Here is a 15321-nt window from a genome sequence, read left to right as displayed (position 1 = left end):
AGCATACGACCGGCCGGTCGAGTGCGTGAGGCAGTCCTGGTGGCCCGGGCGCGGCACGATCGGGCAGGGTGGGGGACATGCGAGTGCTCGTGATCGGCAGCGGAATCGGCGGCGCGGCAACGGCCTGGCACCTGGCGGGCCGGGGCGCGGAGGTGGTCGTGGCGGACGCGGCCCGGCCGGGGACGGCCACCGAAGCCGGCGCCGGAATCGTCAGCCCGTGGACGTCGCGCTGGGAAGACGCGCTTTACCCGCTCGCGTCGGCGGCCGGCCGGTACTACCGCGAGTTCGCGGCCGAGCTCGAGGATTCGTCGTTCGAGGTCGTCGGCGGGATGGTCGTGTCGGCCGACGACGCAGAGCTGGCCGAGGCGCACGACCGGCTGACCGCGCGGGCGGCGGACGCGCCCGAAATCGGGGAAATCCGGCGGCTCGACTCCGCGCAGGCGCGTGAACTGTTCCCCGCGTTGGCGCCCGGACTGAGCGCGGTGCACCTGGCGGGCGCCGGGCGCGTCGACGGCCACCAGCTGCGCCGGGCCCTCCTGACGGGCGCCGAACGCCGGGGCGCGAAGTTCCTCGAAGGCGAGGTCGCGTTCCGCGCCGACGGGACGGTGGTGAGCTCGTCGGGCCCGCTGGAAGCGGACAGCGTCGTGGTCGCGGCCGGCGCGTGGAGCCGGGAACTGCTGGCGCCGCTGGGGATCGACCTGCCGGTGACGCCGCACCGCGGCCAGATCAGCCACTTCGACCTGCCGGGCACGGACACGTCGGCGTGGCCGGTGGTGCTCCCGCGCACGAGCCACTACCTCCTGGCGTTCGGCGGCGGCCGGGTGGTGGCGGGCGCGACGCGCGAGGCGGAATCCGGCTTCGACTACCGCGTGACGGCGGCGGGCCAGCGCGAGGTGCTGGACAACGCGCTGACGGTGGCCCCGGGCCTGGCGGACGCGACGCTGACGGAGACCCGCGTCGGCTTCCGCCCGGGCACACCGGACGGCCTGCCGATCCTGGGTTCGCTGCGGCCGGGTTTGACGGTGTCGACGGGCTTCGGCGCGGGCGGGCTGACGAACGCGCCGTTCGCGGGGAAGCTGGTCGCGTCGATCGCGCTGGGGGAGGACCTGGGCTTCGACCTGAGGCCGTTCGCCCCGGACCGGTTCTGAACGGCCGTCAGCCTTCGGTGACCAGCTCCAGCGCGTAGTCACCCGTGCGCTCCACCGCCAGGCCCGCTTTCCTGATCACCTTCACCAGCTGGTCCACAGTGGACGGTTCGGCCCGCGTGATCGCCAGTTCGCGCGCCAAGCGGCCCTTGTAGGCCTTGTTGAAGTGGCTGACCGTCACGCGCTCGCCGCGGGCGTTCTGCGTCACCACGCGGACCGTCACCGCGTCCGGGCGCAGCTTCGCGAACGCCGAGTACGTGCCCGAGCGCAGGTCCACCACCAGGCCCTCCACCTGCCGCAACACCGGTTCGAGCACCGGCTTCCAGTGCCCGCGGACCGTCCCCAGCGACGGCAGCGAGTTCCCGCCCGAAAGCCGGTACGCCGGGATCGGGTCGGTCGCCGACACCACGCCGAACAGCGACGACGTCACCGCCAGCCGCCGGTGCGCCTTCTCCAGGCCCGCCTTCGTGAAGCTCTTCACGTCGAGCGCGTCGTACAGGACGCCGGTGTAGCGGCGCAGCGCCGGCATCGTCGGCGACGTCAGCAGCTCCGCGTTGCGCGCCACCTCCCCGGCCTGGCGCTCGGTGAGACCCAGGGCCGCGACGCTGCCCGGGACGTCGCGGGCCAGCTCGACCAGCGCGTCGGCGAGCTTCGCGCGTGCCGGGTTCAGCTCGGGGAACGACAGCGCGCCGAGGTCGAGGGGGCCGCCGCGGCCGCCGTCGGCCTTGGTCTCGGAAGGAGGAAGGAGCACCAGCACGCACCGAGCGTACTGTGCCGAATTTACCGATCCGACCTCTGGCCGGATCGGTAAATCGGGGTGCGCGGACGCCGCCGCCCGGCCTAGCCTCCCGCCATGGACCTCACCTGGCGCCCGTTGACCCTCGACGACGTCCCCGCGCTCACCCGGCTGTACGCCGCGGCCGAGGAAGTCGACCGGACCGGTGACCACTTCAGCGACGAAGACCTCCGCGACGAGCTCGAAGGACCCAACATCGACCTGGCCCGCGCCACCACCGGCGCCTGGGCGGGCGAGACGCTCGCCGGCTACGGCCTGATCCGCCGCCGCGACGCCGCGGACCCGGTGCACATGATCCGGCTGCAGTCGGTGGTGCACCCGATGCATCGGACGGACGCCGTCGGCGCTCACCTGGTCGAGTGGTTTTCGCGGACGAGCCGCGAGGTCAACGAGCGCGCCTTCCCCGGCGCGCCGTTCGAACTGCACCACGGCCGGCACCAGCACGAGCGCTGGATCACCGGTGTCCTCGCCGGCGCGGGCTTCACGCACCAGCGGACGATGGTGAACATGCGCGTCGGCCTCGCCGACCTGCCGCCGCAGCCGCCGCTGCCGGACGGCGTCACCGCGGTGCCGTTCGACTTCAAGTACGACCTCGCCGCGCTCGACGCCCGCAACGACACCTTCGCCGGCCACTGGGGCAGTACGGCCTACGAGCCGGAGGCCTGGCACCACCTGGTCACCGGCTCCAAGGACTTCCGCCCGGACGTGTCGTTCCTCGTCCTCGACGGCGACAAGGTCCTGGCGTTCGTGCTCAGCCACTTCTACCAGTCCGAAGCCGCGGCGACGGGCATCCGCGAGCACTACGCCACCTGGGTGGGAACGCGGGCGGTCCTGCGCGGCCGCGGCGTCGCGTCGGGGCTGCTGGGGCACACGCTCTTGGCGGCGAAAGCCGCGGGATTCGCCCGGTCGGCGCTGAACGTCGACGTCGACAACGCGCACCGCGCCCTGGGGGTTTACGAGCGGTGCGGATATCGCGTCGAGGACGAATGGCACGTGTACGTCCGTTCCTGAAACTGTCCTGAATTCGGGACACCCCACCGCTGATCGGGGAATGGACGGCATTCGTACCATCGCCTCATGAAGCCGACTTCCGCGTCCCCGGGTGCCAGAGCGCTGGCCGCGTCGCTGCGCGAATTGCGGATGACGCGGGGCAAAGGACTGCGCGAACTTGCCCGGATGGTGCGGATTCTGCCGCAGTTGCTGTCGGCGTGGGAAAAGGGGCAACGCGTCCCCGGCCCCGAGGACATCGCCCGGCTGCTGGGCGCCCTCCAGATCGACGACGCGACGTACGAGCGCATGATGCGCCTGGCCAGGCGTGCGAAGGACGACAACTGGCTGGATTCCAACCCGTCGGATCTGCCGCCCGCGCTGAGCGGCATCGTCGAGTACGAGCGCACCGCCACCCGCATCACGAACTGGTACCACGCGATCGTGCCCGGACTTCTGCAGACGGCCGATTACGCCCGCACGATCCTGAGCAATTCGGAGATCGGCCTGGAACAGGCCGACGCGATGCTCATCGCGCGGCTGAACCGGCAGCGCGTTCTCACGAAGGCCGACCCGGTCCGCCTCAGCGCACTCATCGGTGAGGTCGCGGTCCGTGAGGCGATCGGCAGCACCGACATCATGTCGGACCAGATCGACCACCTGCTGGAAATGATGACGCTGCCGAACGTTTCGCTGCGGATCGTGCCTGCGAACATCGGCTACCACCCCGGGCTGATCGGCTCGTTCATCCTGTACGAGTTCGCCGATCTGCCCTCGATCGTGCACCTGGAAAGCTCGCACGCGACGGCATTCCTGCACGAGTCCGATGTTGTCGGCAAGTACCGGAAGCAGGCTAGGATCTTGGCCGGTACAGCTTTGGGCGACGACGCCACCCGAGCCCTGCTTCGGGAGGTCGCGCGATAGTTCGGGAGGCCACGGGATGAACGGTTGGCGCAAGTCGAGCTACAGCGGTGGGCAGTCGGACTGCGTCGAGGTGAAGCTCGATCACTCTATCGGCGTCCGGGACACGAAGGCCCGTGAGCAGGGGCAACTGACCGTCACCCCCGCTGCTTGGGCCGCCGTCGTCAGTGCTCTACGAGGTTGAGCAGCTCCTCACCCTGCACGTACCTCCGCAGCTGCTCGCCCGCCAGCTTCTTCGCGCGCGGATAGAACGACGCCGACCCGCCGGCGATGTGCGGGGTGATGACCACGCCCGGCACCGTCCACAGTGGATGGTCCGCGGGCAGCGGTTCCGGGTCCACGACGTCGAGGCCCGCGCGCAGGCGGCCGGTGCGCGTCTCGGCCAGGAGGGCGTCCGTGTCGATCGCCGTGCCGCGGCCGACGTTCACCACCAGCGCGTCGTCCGGGAGAGCGGCCAGGGCCTTCGCGTCGAACAGGCCGCGCGTCGCCGGCGTGTCCGGGAGGATCAGCACCACGATGTCGGCCTCGGGCAGCAGGTCCGGCAGCTCGGCGACGCCGTGGACGCCGTCGTCCGGCCGCGCGCGGCTCGCCACCCGGGTCACCACCGCTTCCGCGGCGAGGAGCTGGCGCTCGATCGCCTGCCCGATCGAGCCGTAGCCGACCAGGAGCACGCGGCTGTCGGCGAGGGACCGCGTGTGCTCGCGCGTCCATTCGCCGCGCGTCTGCTGCGCGAACCAGCGCGGTAGGTCGCGCTGCGCCGCGTGGATCAGCGCGAGAGCGTGCTCGGCGACGCTCAGGTCGTGGAGCCCCCGCCCGTTCGCCAGCCGCACCCCCTCGGGCAGCAGCGGCACGAGCGTCTCGACGCCCGCCGACAGCGACTGCACCACCCGCAGCGACGGCAGCTCCTTGATGAGCTTCGGCGGCTCGGGACCGCGGTCGTAGGGCAGCACGTAGAACTCGACGTCGGCCAGCTGGGCCGGGGGAGGTTCGACGCCGTCGTAGTAGACGGCGTCGAGCCCCTCCGGTACCTCGATGTCGGTCCACGGCAGCAGTACGCGAGCGCTCATGCCGCCTTTCTACCCGCTAGCGCGTGTAGTAGCCCTGCAGGTCGACGACCAGGTGCGTCGAGCCGGCGGAGTTGCGGACGTCGAAGCGCGCGCCGGCGCCGAGGCGGACCGTCGCCGCGTTGGAGGTGTTCTCGCCGGGCGAGGCGTTCACCGTCGACGGGACTCCGCTGTAGGGCAGGTCGTGCGACCAGGCCGAGAGGAACGACCTCATGCTCGGCTGCGCGTCGGTGAGGTTCACCGCCGCCGCGGTCGCGCCGGACGGCAGGTCGCCGGCCGGCACCGTGACGATCCCGCCCGGGCCCAGCGGCGCCGGCGGTGTCGCGGCCCGAGTGTCGAGCAGGCGGACGGAGGTGGACAGCGCGGCGTACCGGCTGCCCGCGTCGCCGGGGACGAAGGCGCCCGCCACCGACAGCAGCGCGTGGCCCTGGCCGTGGTGGAGGAAGACGCGGATGGCGCCGTCGTCGCCGATGCGCACGAGCGACTGCGTTGCGCGGTCCTCGCCCGTGGCGACGTTCAGCGTCGACGGGCCGGGCGAGCCCTGGGCGAAGACGCTGAAGAAGGTCTCGGAGTCGGTTTCGGTCCCGGTGAGGTTGACCGCCACCGCGACGGCGTCCGCGGGCACGCCCGCCACCCCGCGGACCGGAACGGTGACGATCTCGCCGCCGGTCAGCTTGCCCGGGTGGCCGCCGAGCGACGTCCGGGTGTCGAGGACCTCGGCCGGCTTGTCGTTCGGCTGGTACGTCGCCTCGCCCGAGGCGCTGTAGTAGCCGAGGTAGTCGACGAGGACGTCGACCGAGCCGGCGTTGTTGCGGACCTGGATCTTCCTGTCCGGGCCGACGGGGACGACGGCCATGACCGCGGCCGTCTTGCCGGCGCCGAGGTTGAGGTTGGACGTCGTGGGGAGCGCGTCGCCGTACGCGGTGAGGAAGGTACCGGCCGTGCCGCCGGTCCCGACGATGCTGATCGCGACCGCGCCGGCGCTCACCGGCAGATCCGGGATGGTGACCGGGACGGACTCGCCGGCCGTCAGGGGCTGGTGATGGCCGCCTTGCTCGGTGCGCGTGTCGAGGACGCGCTGAGCGGTGGGCAACGCGGTGTAGGCGTCGCCGCGCAGGCGCAGGCCGATCCAAGCGGCGATGTCGTCGACGCGGGTCTCGATGCCTCCCTGACGGGTCTCGGCCGAGCCGAGGCAGCCGGCCTGCCACGACGTGTGGTGCAGCCCGACCAGCTCGGTGACGCCGTTGCGCTGCTGGAGCAGGGGCCCGCCGGCGTCGCCTTGGCAGGTCGTCGCGGACGCCGGGTCGCCGAGGATGGCGAGGGTGGTGGCGGTGCTGCTCTGCACGGAGACGGCGGCGGTGTGCAGCCGATCGGGCACCCACTCGGTGGCGGTGCGGCCGTACCCGGCGACGAGCGCGGAGTCGCCGGCCGCGAGGGCGGTGGTGCCGAGGGCGACCGGGGTGACGCCGGCGACGGGCGCGGACAGCTTGGCGAGGGCGACGTCGCGATCGGCCCGGAAGAGGACGTCGACGATCGCGCGTTCGGTGCCGGGCGTGGCGCCCCGGCCGACGATGGCCTTCGAGGCCGGCTTCGGCGGCCCGGCCTGGCCGGCGTTCTCCGGGAAGCAGCTCGCGGCGGTGAGCACCCACTGCGGGGCGACGAGGGCCCCGCTGCACCCGTGGGCGCTGCCGACCTCGACCCGGGCGGCGAAGGTGTAGGAGCCGTCGGGAGCGGGAGGGCCCCCGCTGACGGCGGCACTCGGCACGGCGGCCACCAGGCCGGCGACCGCGACGGCGGTGAGCACGGCCCCGGCTCTGGCTCGTCCGGACGCGCTGAAGACACCCTTGACGGGCAGCATGGATCCCCCTGTGGATTCGAGCAGTGATTCGAGCTGTGGAGTCGGAAATTTCGCGAACAGGACACGTCGCGGGTCACCGCTGACCAAGGACCTCCCCGTTCCCTGCGGCGCGATGCTAGCGGGGCGAGCCGCCAGGTCGCCAGGGTCGGAACGGGGATATCGGCGAGCGCTGATCCGAACGGCCGAGCGTGCTCGGGCTCGACCCCGCGGCCCGGACCCGGCTGTGTCCGTCCGCCTCACGAACCCCGCGCGCCGCTCACCTCATCCCGATACGCAGAACTCGTTGCCCTCCGGATCCGTCAACACGGTCCACGCCAACCCGGGTACCTCGTGCTCCGCCACCTCCGTCGCCCCCAGCCCCACGAGCCTCTTCACCTCCGCCCCGCGATCGTCCCCACCGAAGTCGAGATGGACCCTGTTCTTGCCCGCGCGCGGCTCCGGCACCCGCTGCAACCCCAGCGGCAGCCCGCCCTCGGGCGGCGCCAGCACCAGGAACTCGCCTCCGTAGTCCTGCGCCACCGCCGTGCCCAGCGCCGCCGTCCAGAACTCCGCCAGACTGCGCGGATCCGCGCAGTCGATCGTGATCATGCCCAGGTGGATCGCCATACCCCGAAGCTAGCGGCCACCACCGACAAAAACCGGCCGCCGAGTAACCCGTTGGAGTCACGGCCGGGGGAGTGACTACCCTGAGCGGGACTTTCACACCCGCCCGGAGCAGGGAGCCCCGCAGTGATCACCAGGACTTCGTCGTTGTTCCTTCGCACCTTGCGCGAGGATCCGGCGGACGCCGAGGTACCGAGCCACCGGCTCCTGGTACGCGCCGGCTACGTCCGCCGGGTCGCCCCGGGCGGGTACTCGTGGCTGCCCCTCGGCCTGCGCGTGCTGCGCCGCATCGAAAACATCGTGCGCGACGAGATGAACGCCATCGGCGCGCAGGAGATCCAGTTCCCCGCGCTGCTGCCGAAGGAGCCCTACGAGGCGACCGGCCGCTGGACCGAGTACGGCGACGCTCTCTTCCGCCTGAAGGACCGAAAGGGCGCCGACTACCTCCTCGGCCCGACGCACGAAGAGCTCTTCACGCTGACGGTCAAGGGCGAGTTCAACTCCTACCGCGACTACCCCGTCACGCTCTACCAGATCCAGACGAAGTACCGCGACGAAGCGCGCCCCCGCGCCGGCATCCTGCGCGGCCGCGAGTTCGTCATGAAGGATTCGTACTCCTTCGACCTCGACGACGAGGGCCTGGAGCGCTCCTACCAGGCCCACCGCGGCGCCTACACGAAGCTGTTCGACCGCCTCGGCCTCGAATACGTCGTGGTCAAGGCGACGTCGGGGGCCATGGGCGGCTCGGCGTCCGAGGAGTTCCTCGCGGTCGCGGAGACGGGCGAAGACACCTACGTCCGCAGCACGGAGTCGGGCTACGCGGCGAACGTCGAAGCCGTCGTGACGCCCGCGCCGGCGGCGCAGCCGATCGAGGGCCGGCCCGACGCGCAGGTGCACCACACGCCGAACACGCCGACCATCGAGTCGCTGGTGAACTTCCTCAACGCCGCCGGGCTCGGCCGCGAATTCACCGCCGCGGACACGCTGAAGAACGTCATGCTCAAGGCGCGCAAGCCCGGCGCCCAGGAGTGGGAGCTGGTCTGCGTCGCGCTCCCCGGTGACCGCGAAGTGGACATGAAGCGCCTCGAAGCGTCGCTCGAGCCCGCCGAGGTCGCGCTGCTCGACGAGGCCGACTTCGCCAAGAACCCGTTCCTGGTCAAGGGCTACATCGGCCCGAAGGCGCTGCAGGACAACGGCGTGCGCTACCTCGCCGACCCCCGGATCGTGCCCGGCACCGCCTGGGTGACGGGGGCCGACAAGGTCGACCACCACGTCGTCGACCTGCTGGCCGGCCGTGACTTCACGCCGGACGGCACCATCGAGGCCGCCGAGGTCCGCGAGGGCGACGCGTCGCCGGACGGCCACGGCACCCTGGTCGCCGCGCGCGGCATCGAGATCGGGCACATCTTCCAGCTCGGCCGCAAGTACGCGGACGCGTTCGAGCTCGACGCGCTCGGCCCCGACTCCAAGCCGATCCGGATCACGATGGGGTCGTACGGCGTCGGCGTCTCGCGGCTGGTCGGCGTCCTCGCCGAGCAGAACCACGACGAGCTCGGCCTCATCTGGCCGCGCGAGGTGTCGCCGTTCGACGTGCACGTCGTCATCGCGGGCAAGGACGACGCGGTGCGCGCCGGCGCCGAGAAGATCGCCGCCGAGCTGGACACCGCCGGTCTCGAGATCATCCTCGACGACCGCAAGGCGACACCGGGCGTCAAGTTCGCCGACGCCGAGCTGGTCGGCGTGCCGACCATCCTCGTGGTCGGGCGCGGCCTGGCCAACGGCGTCGTCGAGGTCAAGGACCGGCGCACGGGCGAGCGCGAGGAGATCGCGGTCGACGCCATCGTCGAGCACCTGGTCAAGCTCGTCCGGTCCTGATGGGCCTGTTCTCCCGGCGTTCGGACGACACGACGCCGGGGTACGAGGACAACGCGGCGCTCCGCGGGTTCGGCGGTTACGAACCCGCGGACGCGCCCGCGCCGTCACCCTCGCCTGAACCGCCGAGGGCACCGCCGAAGCGGATCCGCCCGGCGCCGAAGCCGCTGAAGTGGCGGCGGGCGCCGTGGCTCGGGCTCGTACTCATCGCGCTGATCGCCGGAGTGCTGAACGCGCTGGGCGTCGGCAAGACCCACCACGCGTCGTCGACGCCGACTTCGCGTCCGCCGCGGGTGGAGACGCCGGCGCCGCGGACGGTCGTCCCCGCGGTGACGAGCGGCTGGCAGTCCGTCGCGGCGCGAGACGGCTCGTACGCCTACGACGTCCCGCCGAACTGGGAACCCGCGCCGACCACGCAGCACGGCTGGGACGAACCGTCGATCCGGCTGATCACGAGCGCGTTCCTGGGCAAGGACTTCTGCGCCCGGGACACGCTGGGCGGCGCGGGCGTCACCACCGAGCCACTCGCCGATCCCGAGGCAGCGGCCCGCAAGGCCGCGACGGATCTGGCGACCGGCGCGTACGGCGGGACATCCCAGGCCGGCCCGGGCACGGACGCCCAGCTCACGAAAGCCGACGGCACCAAGGCCCCGGCCCGGATCGTGGTCGCCGAAGTGATCCCGGCGGCAACGGGTGAGTGTGCGGCGAAGCACGCGCTGGTCGCTGCGATGGCGTTCGGCAACGGGAGCGCGTCGGGGGTCGTGGTGGCGTACGCGGACAGCGACCGTTCCGGCCCGACGATCCGCGACGACCTGCTGGGGATCTTGAAGAGCTACCGGTTCGTGCCGGCGGCGGACCGGAGCACGATCACCCCGCCGCCGGCCACCTACCGCTAACTCTGCGTGTAGCCGCCGCCGATCTCGTCCTGAAGCTGACGGGACGACGCGATGAGGGCGCGGACCATGCCGCCATCCCGCTGGCCGAGTCCTGCCTTCACGAGCCGTTCCGCCAGTTCGTTCAGATACTGCGCGGCTTGGACGACGTGCCCGAACGCGTCGATTCCGTCGGCGCCCGCGAAGAGATGTTCCCGGGTGGCCGCAGTGTTCGAGAGGATGGCTGAAACCTCGCCCGAGACCTGCTCGTGCGCCCCACCGGGAAGGGGCAGCCGGCTGCTCTGACGCAGCAGGCGCTGACAAGCCTCGATGAGCAGGTCGAGCAGCTGGAAGTCGCGGGACTGACTGACCCTGAGCCCCATGCCGGTGACCGCGTCGTCGCGGCCGAAGTACAGGCGACCGACCGTTCCCTCGGACAAGTGCCCTCCTCCACTCCGGTGTCTCAGGGTACTTGCCGAGGGCGCGGGTTCGGCAAGCTGAGCGTCCAGCGCCCACTCCGAGGTTGGTGCACCACGTCGTCGTCTCGTTCGACCTCGTGCGGAGCCTGCCGGATGACCGGGTCCGCCCTGCACCGCGGGCCGGAGATCGCGACGGGCGGCGGATGGAGCACACCGCGCCCGGCGTGATGCTCGCCTTCGCTGACTCGCGCAACGGGCACTGGCTCCGGCTGACCGACGACACCCCGATCGAAAAGACCGAGGACGTCGTCAGTCGCTGGAAGGGCCGGCCTCCGCAGCCGAGCAGCGACCTCAGCGCCTGCTGACCAGCTTCGCCAGCTCCCGCAGCCGGACGTCCGGCAGGTAGGCCCGGCTCAGCGCCAGCCCGATCCGCGGCAGGTCCGCCTCGTCGCGGTAAGCCAGGTACAGCGGCACGCGCCGGGGCTGGAACTTCGCCTTGAACGCGTGCAGGGAACGGAATCCGTAGTACGGCTCCATGACCCGCCCCAGCGACTCCAGCGCCCGGTCCACCGTGCGCGCCGGAGTGCCGGAAGCGCTGCGGGCCAGCGGTGCGCCCGACAGCGAGACGAACCGCGCGCCCTCGGCGCGGAACTGGACGCACGCCGAGGCGATCAGGAACTCCATCACCGGGCGGAAGCCGTGGGCGCTGCGGCGCATGACGTCCAGCGTCCAGCCGCCCACCTTGCCCGCGCCCGTGTGGACCGGCAGCCACGACGTCACGCCGTGGACCGTGCCCTCCGCGTCGACCGCCAGGCCGACGCGCGTCGCCGGGTCCATCGCCTCGTCGAGGCCGCCGAGGGTGAAGCCCATCTCCGGCATGCCCTTGTCCGACACCCACTCCTCCGACAGCGCCCGGACCTGGGCGAGGATGGGCTCCGGCTGGTCGGCCAAGCGGACCAGCCGGAAGTCGATGTCCTGCTTGGCGGCCTTGTTCAGCGCCGATCGCACGTCCTGCCACGCCTTGCCGCGGAACTCCAGCCCCTCCAGGTCGAGCACGTTGTCCTCGGCGACCTGGACGTGCTGCCAGCCCTGCTCGCGCGTCGCCGCGACCGTCGCCTCCGTCGCCGAGAACACGCACGGCACCAGGCCGGTGTTCTCGCACATCGCGGTGAACTCGGTGACCGTGGCCGCCGCCGTGCCGTCCGGCGCGATCGGGTCGCCCAGCGCGACGGCGACGCCCGCGTGCCGGCGGTAAGCGAGGTACGAACGACCGTCCTCGCGGACGAAGTAGGTGTTGCGCGGCCAGGTCGTCATCCACGACAGCGTGCTGCCGCCGTGGTGCCCGAGTAGCGTGCGGGCCAGCGCCGCCCCGGGACCCTGCGCGTGCCGCCGCAGCCGTCGCCGCGACGGGACCCGGAACGCGTGCCGCGCGGCGATCAGGACGCCCAGCTCGACCGTCCACAAGAGATTGTCCACGAAGAACAGCGGCAGGCCCGTGGTGTCGTAGTCCGACCCGAAGACCTCGGCCAGCCCGTAGACCGTGGCCGTGGCGAGTCCTTGCAGGGTCACGAAGACCGACAACGCGACGGCCCAGCGCCACGCGACGCGGCTGCCCTTGCGCAGCCCGTTGAGCATCGGCACCACGACCAGGACGAGGACCGCCAGCTCCGGCGCCGACAGCGAAACCCCTTCGGCGGAGCCGAACGGGCCGTCACCGGGCACCAGGAACATCACGACCTCGGCGATGGTGAGCAGCAGCAGGCCGGCGACGGTCAGCAGCCGCCACTCCCGCGGGTTCGGCCCCGTCGACGGCACCCGCCGCGAGCCGACCAGCCGGTTGCCGAGCGGGATCGCCGCCAGCAGCGCGAAGAAGTGCACGAGGTCGGCCAGCGTGCCGACGTAGACGATCGCGACCCCGGCGTAGACGCAGAGCCCGGTCCGCAGCCGCAGCGCCCACGGCGGCCGCAGCGTCGCGCTGGCGACCGCGACCGCGGCGAGCGCGCCGCCGGAGAACCCGACGTCGAGGCTGCCCGCCATGCGCTCGGCCCACAGCCAGCCGGAGTTGCTGCACAGCGCGAGGAACTGGGTCGCGACGAGCACCGAGACGAACTGGCCGCCGATGGTCACGGCCATCGCGCGCCGCGTCCCCAATTGCCACTCGGCGAAGCCGGCGAAGAGCGCGAAGCTGCCGACCATCGGGAGGTAGAACCAGGGGACGACGGCGAAGAACGGCCCGGTGAACATGGTCCACCACCGGCCGGCCTCCAGCGACGGCAGCCCGTAGGCGACGAACGGGTAGGCCGCGCGGTCTTCGGCGGCGTTCCAGAGCGCCCCCGACACGACGGCCAGCACGAGCATCGCGAGCACCACACTGCTGGTGAACGGCAGGCGTTGCCTGAGCACCGCGATCGTGCCGCGGATGCGTCCCCCTCCGGCGGGCCCGGCCGCCGACGCTGCTTCAGTCATGCCCGGAAGTGTGGCGAACAGCCGCCTCCGGCCACATCAGGCGAAGGAAGGAGATTTACCCCTAAGGGGTCCTCCCATTGACTGATGCCCACCCCCTCCGGAGGACGACTTTCAGCTGAAGACGGCGGTCTTCACGGCGTCGGTGTCGGCGAGGTCCGGCAGCACGATGTGCGCGCCGGCCGCCCGCAGTTCGCCGGCGCTGTAGAGCCCGGTCGCCACCGCGATCGAAAGAGCGCCGTGGGCCAGGGCGGCTTTGACGTCGTTAGGGGTGTCGCCGACGACGACCACCGCGTCGGCGTCGAACGGCGTGCCGTGCTTGGCCGCCGCCAGCCCCACCGCGTGCGGGACCAGGTCGGGGCGGTGCACCGAGAGCGTGCCGTAGCCGCCGATGTCGAGGTCGAGGTGCTCGTGCAGGCCGAACGCGACCAGCTTGTGCCGCGAGATCTCCGGCAGGTTGCCGGTGACGAGCGACTGGACGACGCCGTCGTCCCCGGCGAACGCCGTCAGCGCTTCGGCCGCGCCCGGCAGCGCGCGGGCCTCCGCCGCGAAGCGGTGCGCCGCGCGTTCCGACTCGGCGACCAGGGCTTTGAACAGCGCTTCGATCGTGTCCCGGGCGGGTTCGAAGCCGTTCGCGGTGAGCAGTTCGGTGGTGGTCGCCAGTTCGGTGCGGCCGCCGAACACCGGGTCGACGCGCAGGGTCGCCCCGGTCGCGGCGGTGAACGCGGCCGCGTACCAAGCCGCGCCCAAGCCGGCGAAGTCCACGAGCGTGTGGTCGATGTCCCAGAGCACCAGGCGCTTCTTCGTCACGGGGTCGAGGTTACCGGCGGCACTATTCAACACGCGTTGACTTCTTGGGGGCGCCGTCGTACCTTGGCTATTAATTCAACAAGCGACGAATAAATGGAGGCTGTCATGACCAGTCCTGTCCGGCGCCCCGCCGGGGCGCTCGCCCTGGTCGCCGCCGTGGCCGGCGCGCTGGTGGCCGTGGTGCTCGGGTTCCTCACCTTCGGCGCGCAGGCCACGGCCGCGCCGGACGGCGTCCCGGTCGCGGTCGCCGCGCCGCCGGAGATCGCGCAGCGCATCGCCGCGCACGGCGGCGGTCAGCTCGAATGGACGGTCGCGACCCCGGTCGACGCGCGGAAGCTGCTGGAGGACAAGAAGGTCTACGGCGTGCTCGAGCTCGGGCCGGGGCCGTCCGCGACCATCGTGACGTCGGGGGCGGTCAACCCGGCCGGTACCCAGGTCGCGCAGCAGGCACTGACCGGCGCGGCGTCCGCGCTGGGGAGCGCCCCGAAGCAGGAAGTGCTGCACCCGGTGAGCGTCGCGGGGCGAACCGCGCCGCTGGCCGCGTCCGCGCTGGCCTGGATCGGCGCGCTCGTCGCGGGTCTCGCGCTGACGCAGCTGGCCAAGCGCACCGGGCGCACGGTCGGCGCCGGCGCGCGGCTCCTGCAGGTCATCGGCGCCGGCGTGCTGGTGACGGCGGCCGTGGCCGGGTTCTTCGCGCTGTGGGACGCCACGTTGCCGCTCGACGCCGGTGTCCTGGGGTTCGTTTTCCTCGCCGCGACGGCGTTCGCGGCCCTGCAGGCGGGTTTGCTGCGCCTGCTCGGGCTGCGCGCGATGGCCGTGCTCGGCCCGCTCTACCTGGTCGCGCCCGCGGTCGCCGGGCAGGTGCCGGAGCTGCTGAACCCGGCCTACCGCACGCTGCTGTGGTCGTGGACGCCGTTCCGCTTCTCGACCGAAGGCCTGCGAAGCCTGCTTCAGGGCGTGCCGGGCGCGCCCGACGTCACGACCGGCGTCTGGGTGCTCGGCGCGCTGCTGGCCGCGGGTCTCCTGGCGGCGCTGTGGCCCGGCCGGTCAGCCCGCGAGGAGGCTGAACCGCACCTTGCGGACCGGGTTGTCGAGGTTGGTGTCCACTAGGCAGATCGACTGCCAGGTCCCCAGCGCGAGGACGCCGCCGAGCACCGGGATCGTCGCGTAGGGCGGCACCAGCGCCGGGAGCACGTGGTCACGGCCGTGACCCGGGCTCCCGTGCCGGTGCCGCCAGCGGCCGTCGCGGGGGAGCAGCGCGTCGAGCGCGGTCAGCAGGTCCTCGTCGCTGCCGGCGCCGGTCTCGAGGATCGCCAGCCCGGCGGTGGCGTGCGGGACCCAGACGTGCAGCAGCCCGTCCGCCGCGTCCGCGTCGCGCAGGAACGACTCGGCCTCGTGGGTGAGGTCGTGGACGATGGCTTCGGAGCCGGTGCGGACCTCGATCTCGGTGGAGTACATGGGCCCAGCCTAAGGCTCCTTCGCGGGTTGCCGGGGGAACTTGCCTGCCCGCG

Annotated in this window: 16 protein-coding genes; 8 read left to right on the top strand and 8 right to left on the bottom strand. The window is 72.2% G+C overall.

Annotated elements, in window-relative coordinates; all coding sequences use genetic code 11:
- The first annotated feature begins 77 nt into the window (after nt 1–77).
- Nucleotides 78–1148: an FAD-dependent oxidoreductase gene (locus AB0N03_RS34390; RefSeq protein WP_364380581.1), complete on the top strand. Its 1071-nt coding sequence runs from the start codon at nt 78–80 to the stop codon at nt 1146–1148.
- Between the two features lie 7 nt (nt 1149–1155).
- On the opposite strand, the gene yaaA is transcribed toward AB0N03_RS34390, so the two are convergent.
- Nucleotides 1156–1902: a peroxide stress protein YaaA gene (yaaA, locus tag AB0N03_RS34385; protein WP_364380578.1), complete on the bottom strand. Its 747-nt coding sequence runs from the start codon at nt 1900–1902 to the stop codon at nt 1156–1158.
- 96 nt (nt 1903–1998) lie between these two features.
- On the opposite strand from yaaA, the gene AB0N03_RS34380 reads away from it, so the two are divergent.
- The 3 genes from AB0N03_RS34380 (at nt 1999) to AB0N03_RS34370 (ending at nt 4033) form a co-directional block, all read left to right on the top strand.
- A complete protein-coding gene (locus AB0N03_RS34380) occupies nt 1999–2952 on the top strand; it encodes a GNAT family N-acetyltransferase (RefSeq protein WP_364380576.1) in 954 nt (317 codons plus the stop codon).
- 66 nt (nt 2953–3018) lie between these two features.
- Nucleotides 3019–3852 carry a helix-turn-helix transcriptional regulator gene (locus tag AB0N03_RS34375; protein WP_364380573.1) on the top strand — a complete coding sequence of 278 codons (834 nt, stop codon included), beginning with the start codon at nt 3019–3021 and terminating at the stop codon, nt 3850–3852.
- A 16-nt stretch (nt 3853–3868) separates the two neighbouring features.
- A complete protein-coding gene (locus tag AB0N03_RS34370) occupies nt 3869–4033 on the top strand; it encodes a DUF397 domain-containing protein (protein WP_364380570.1) in 165 nt (54 codons plus the stop codon).
- On the opposite strand, the gene AB0N03_RS34365 is transcribed toward AB0N03_RS34370, so the two are convergent.
- From AB0N03_RS34365 to AB0N03_RS34355, 3 genes are all read right to left on the bottom strand, one after another.
- Nucleotides 4014–4916: a 2-hydroxyacid dehydrogenase gene (locus AB0N03_RS34365; RefSeq protein WP_364380567.1), complete on the bottom strand. Its 903-nt coding sequence runs from the start codon at nt 4914–4916 to the stop codon at nt 4014–4016. The genes AB0N03_RS34370 and AB0N03_RS34365 overlap by 20 nt on opposite strands.
- A gap of 16 nt (nt 4917–4932) precedes the next feature.
- Nucleotides 4933–6771 carry a S1 family peptidase gene (locus tag AB0N03_RS34360; RefSeq protein WP_364380564.1) on the bottom strand — a complete coding sequence of 613 codons (1839 nt, stop codon included), beginning with the start codon at nt 6769–6771 and terminating at the stop codon, nt 4933–4935.
- A gap of 261 nt (nt 6772–7032) precedes the next feature.
- Complete coding sequence (locus AB0N03_RS34355) at nt 7033–7377, bottom strand: VOC family protein (RefSeq protein WP_364380561.1); 345 nt, start codon at nt 7375–7377, stop codon at nt 7033–7035.
- Between the two features lie 123 nt (nt 7378–7500).
- Here AB0N03_RS34355 and AB0N03_RS34350 point away from each other — a divergent pair, with 123 nt between their 5' ends.
- Together AB0N03_RS34350 and AB0N03_RS34345 are read left to right on the top strand one after the other, a co-directional pair.
- Nucleotides 7501–9249 (top strand): proline--tRNA ligase, encoded by a 1749-nt coding sequence (locus AB0N03_RS34350; RefSeq protein WP_364380559.1) that lies wholly within the window; start codon nt 7501–7503, stop codon nt 9247–9249.
- Entirely contained in the window at nt 9249–10142 is an 894-nt protein-coding gene (locus tag AB0N03_RS34345; RefSeq protein WP_364380556.1) for a hypothetical protein, read from the top strand. Before AB0N03_RS34350 ends, AB0N03_RS34345 begins: the two co-directional genes overlap by 1 nt.
- Here the strand turns inward: AB0N03_RS34345 and AB0N03_RS34340 are convergent.
- On the bottom strand, nt 10139–10558 hold the full coding sequence (locus tag AB0N03_RS34340; protein WP_364380553.1) for a hypothetical protein: 420 nt from the start codon (nt 10556–10558) through the stop codon (nt 10139–10141). The genes AB0N03_RS34345 and AB0N03_RS34340 overlap by 4 nt on opposite strands.
- A gap of 83 nt (nt 10559–10641) precedes the next feature.
- Between AB0N03_RS34340 and AB0N03_RS34335 the strand changes: the two genes are divergently transcribed.
- Nucleotides 10642–10902, top strand: coding sequence for a hypothetical protein (locus tag AB0N03_RS34335; RefSeq protein WP_364380550.1), 261 nt, complete (start codon nt 10642–10644; stop codon nt 10900–10902).
- On the opposite strand, the gene AB0N03_RS34330 is transcribed toward AB0N03_RS34335, so the two are convergent.
- Complete coding sequence (locus AB0N03_RS34330) at nt 10889–13003, bottom strand: DUF2156 domain-containing protein (protein ID WP_364380547.1); 2115 nt, start codon at nt 13001–13003, stop codon at nt 10889–10891. The genes AB0N03_RS34335 and AB0N03_RS34330 overlap by 14 nt on opposite strands.
- Before the next feature lie 111 nt (nt 13004–13114).
- A complete protein-coding gene (locus AB0N03_RS34325; RefSeq protein WP_364380544.1) occupies nt 13115–13810 on the bottom strand; it encodes a haloacid dehalogenase-like hydrolase in 696 nt (231 codons plus the stop codon).
- A gap of 105 nt (nt 13811–13915) precedes the next feature.
- On the opposite strand from AB0N03_RS34325, the gene AB0N03_RS34320 reads away from it, so the two are divergent.
- Entirely contained in the window at nt 13916–14920 is a 1005-nt protein-coding gene (locus tag AB0N03_RS34320; protein WP_364380541.1) for an ABC transporter permease, read from the top strand.
- Here the strand turns inward: AB0N03_RS34320 and AB0N03_RS34315 are convergent.
- Entirely contained in the window at nt 14858–15268 is a 411-nt protein-coding gene (locus AB0N03_RS34315; RefSeq protein WP_364380539.1) for a secondary thiamine-phosphate synthase enzyme YjbQ, read from the bottom strand. The genes AB0N03_RS34320 and AB0N03_RS34315 overlap by 63 nt on opposite strands.
- Nucleotides 15269–15321: the final 53 nt, after the last annotated feature.

It is taken from the genome of Amycolatopsis sp. NPDC051061, assembly GCF_040682935.1.
Lineage (GTDB): Bacteria > Actinomycetota > Actinomycetes > Mycobacteriales > Pseudonocardiaceae > Amycolatopsis.
The sequence above is the reverse complement of the archived record's forward strand: the minus strand, read 5'-3'. Positions and strand labels throughout refer to the sequence as shown.

Bases quoted from the DNA above. Each gene is read 5' to 3' on its own strand.
- AB0N03_RS34380 (WP_364380576.1), top strand. From the start codon at position 1,999: ATGGACCTCACCTGGCGCCCGTTGACCCTCGACGACGTCCCCGCGCTC.
- AB0N03_RS34390 (WP_364380581.1), top strand. From the start codon at position 78: ATGCGAGTGCTCGTGATCGGCAGCGGAATCGGCGGCGCGGCAACGGCC.
- AB0N03_RS34315 (WP_364380539.1), bottom strand. From the start codon at position 15,268: ATGTACTCCACCGAGATCGAGGTCCGCACCGGCTCCGAAGCCATCGTC.
- AB0N03_RS34345 (WP_364380556.1), top strand. From the start codon at position 9,249: ATGGGCCTGTTCTCCCGGCGTTCGGACGACACGACGCCGGGGTACGAG.
- AB0N03_RS34330 (WP_364380547.1), bottom strand. From the start codon at position 13,003: ATGACTGAAGCAGCGTCGGCGGCCGGGCCCGCCGGAGGGGGACGCATC.
- AB0N03_RS34375 (WP_364380573.1), top strand. From the start codon at position 3,019: ATGAAGCCGACTTCCGCGTCCCCGGGTGCCAGAGCGCTGGCCGCGTCG.
- AB0N03_RS34355 (WP_364380561.1), bottom strand. From the start codon at position 7,377: ATGGCGATCCACCTGGGCATGATCACGATCGACTGCGCGGATCCGCGC.
- AB0N03_RS34320 (WP_364380541.1), top strand. From the start codon at position 13,916: ATGACCAGTCCTGTCCGGCGCCCCGCCGGGGCGCTCGCCCTGGTCGCC.
- AB0N03_RS34360 (WP_364380564.1), bottom strand. From the start codon at position 6,771: ATGCTGCCCGTCAAGGGTGTCTTCAGCGCGTCCGGACGAGCCAGAGCC.
- AB0N03_RS34365 (WP_364380567.1), bottom strand. From the start codon at position 4,916: ATGAGCGCTCGCGTACTGCTGCCGTGGACCGACATCGAGGTACCGGAG.
- AB0N03_RS34370 (WP_364380570.1), top strand. From the start codon at position 3,869: ATGAACGGTTGGCGCAAGTCGAGCTACAGCGGTGGGCAGTCGGACTGC.